General features: G+C 62.2%; 4 protein-coding genes. 1 reads left to right on the top strand and 3 read right to left on the bottom strand.

Translation table 11 applies throughout. The annotated features are described in order from the left end of the window. The 3 genes from F7R19_RS29455 to merT all read right to left on the bottom strand — a co-directional run. Positions 1 to 791: FAD-dependent oxidoreductase (locus F7R19_RS29455; protein WP_170292682.1), on the bottom strand; the 791-nt coding region annotated here is incomplete at its 3' end. A 71-nt stretch (positions 792 to 862) separates the two neighbouring features. After that, positions 863 to 1,138 (bottom strand): mercury resistance system periplasmic binding protein MerP, encoded by a 276-nt coding sequence (gene merP, locus F7R19_RS29450; RefSeq protein ID WP_003131987.1) that lies wholly within the window; start codon positions 1,136 to 1,138, stop codon positions 863 to 865. Between the two features lie 12 nt (positions 1,139 to 1,150). Next, positions 1,151 to 1,501: a mercuric ion transporter MerT gene (gene merT / locus F7R19_RS29445; protein WP_006224622.1), complete on the bottom strand. Its 351-nt coding sequence runs from the start codon at positions 1,499 to 1,501 to the stop codon at positions 1,151 to 1,153. Between the two features lie 71 nt (positions 1,502 to 1,572). Here merT and F7R19_RS29440 point away from each other — a divergent pair, with 71 nt between their 5' ends. Continuing rightward, entirely contained in the window at positions 1,573 to 2,007 is a 435-nt protein-coding gene (locus tag F7R19_RS29440; protein WP_003131969.1) for a mercury resistance transcriptional regulator MerR, read from the top strand. Positions 2,008 to 2,040 lie beyond the last annotated feature (33 nt).

The raw sequence follows: 2,040 nt of genomic DNA, 5'->3' as shown, positions 1-2,040 counted from the left end.
AGGGCCTCGGTGGAAGTCCAGTAGGGTGACTCTTTCAAGCCCGGAATCGGCGGGACCGCCGGGCTGGCACCCGCGGCGACCAGGCAGCGGTCGAACATCACGACGCGCTCGCCACCCTCGTTCAAACGGACGGTAAGGCTCTGGTCGTCCTTGAAGCGCGCCTCACCGTGCACAACGGTGATGGCCGGATTACCGCCCAGGATGCCTTCGTACTTGGCGTGCCGCAGTTCGTCGACGCGGGCCTGCTGCTGGGCCAGCAGCTTACTGCGGTCAATCGTAGGCACAGTTGCCGCAATACCGCCATCGAACGGGCTTTCCCGGCGCAGATGGGCGATGTGGGCGGCGCGGATCATGATCTTGGACGGCACACAGCCGACATTGACGCAGGTGCCGCCGATGGTGCCGCGCTCGATCAGCGTGACCTGCGCGCCTTGCTCGACGGCCTTCAGCGCCGCCGCCATCGCGGCTCCACCGCTGCCAATGACCGCTACCTGCACCGGGGGCTCGTTGCCACTGTGCTTTTCGGCGGCGGCCATCCATCCCCGCACCTTGTCGAGCAGTCCGACGCGGTTGTCCGCCAGTGGCGCATCGGCTAGCGTTGCCTTGTAGCCCAGTCCGGCCACGGCGGCAGTCAGCGCGTCCGGCGATGTGCCCGGCACGATGGCGAGTTGCGCTGTGCCCTTCGGATAGGACACCAGCGCCGACTGCACGCCTGGCACTTTTTCCAGCGCTTCCTTGACGTGCGCCGCGCACGAGTCGCAAGTCATGCCGGTGATTTTTAGATGGGTCATGCAACAGATCCTTTATCGTTTGTGGCGCCAGACAATGACGTCCGTTGTGCTGCGGTGCCGTTTTCAGTGACTCACTGCTTGACGCTGGACGGATAGCCCGCGTCTGCGGTTGCCTTGGTCAGCTTCTGCACGCTGGTCTTGGCATCGTCGAAGGTGACGACCGCTTGGCGTGTCTCGAAAGTCACGTCAACTTTGCTGACGCCTTCGACCTTGGAAATCGCCTTCTTGACAGTGATCGGGCAGGCGGAGCAGGTCATGCCCGGTACGGACAGCGTGACGGTCTGGGTGGCGGCCCAGACGGGGGCAACAACGGCGGCGAGGGCGAGGGAGGCAAACAGTTTCTTCATGGTGAACTCCGATCAGTAGAAAAATGGCATGACGTAGGGAAATCCGAGCGCGACCAGAACCAGCGCGGCCACGATCCAGAAAATGAGCTTGTAAGTAGCTCGCACTTGGGGAATCGCGCAGACCTCACCCGGTTTGCAGGCCGCTGCCTGCCGGTAGATGCGCCGCCAGGCGAAGAACAACGCCACCAGCGCCACGCCGATAAAGATGGGGCGATAGGGATCCAACACCGCCAAGTTGCCGATCCAAGCGCCGCTGAACCCCAAGGCGATCAGAACCAACGGCCCGAGGCAGCAAGCCGAGGCGAGGATGGCGGCAAGCCCTCCAGTGAAGAGCGCGCCGCGCCCGGTTTTTGGTTCAGACATGCGCTTGTCCTTTCGAATTGAAATTGGATAGCGTAACCTTACTTCCGTACTCATGTACGGAGTCAAGCGATATGGAAAACAATTTGGAGAACCTGACCATTGGCGTTTTCGCCAAGGCGGCCGGGGTCAATGTGGAGACCATCCGTTTCTATCAGCGCAAGGGCTTGTTGCTGGAGCCTGACAAGCCCTATGGCAGCATCCGCCGCTATGGCGAGGCGGATGTAACGCGGGTGCGCTTCGTGAAATCAGCCCAGCGGCTGGGCTTCAGCCTGGATGAGATCGCCGAGCTGCTGCGGCTGGAGGATGGCACCCATTGCGAGGAAGCCAGCAGTCTGGCCGAGCACAAGCTCAAGGACGTGCGCGAGAAAATGGCTGACCTGGCGCGCATGGAGGCCGTGCTGTCTGAGTTGGTGTGCGCCTGCCATGCGCGAAGGGGGAACGTTTCCTGCCCGCTGATCGCGTCACTACAGGGTGGAGCAAGCTTGGCAGGTTCGGCTATGCCTTAGCGTGCTTTATTTTCCGTTTTCTGAGACGACCCC

The organism is Cupriavidus pauculus, assembly GCF_008801835.1.
Taxonomy (GTDB): Bacteria; Pseudomonadota; Gammaproteobacteria; order Burkholderiales; family Burkholderiaceae; genus Cupriavidus; species Cupriavidus pauculus.
Note: the sequence above shows the minus strand (reverse complement) of the source record. Positions and strands in the feature narration are given on the sequence as shown.

Excerpts from the sequence above, each read along its gene's own strand:
- merP (WP_003131987.1), bottom strand. The coding sequence starts at position 1,138 with ATGAAGAAACTGTTTGCCTCCCTCGCCCTCGCCGCCGTTGTTGCCCCC.
- merT (WP_006224622.1), bottom strand. The coding sequence starts at position 1,501 with ATGTCTGAACCAAAAACCGGGCGCGGCGCGCTCTTCACTGGAGGGCTT.
- F7R19_RS29440 (WP_003131969.1), top strand. The coding sequence starts at position 1,573 with ATGGAAAACAATTTGGAGAACCTGACCATTGGCGTTTTCGCCAAGGCG.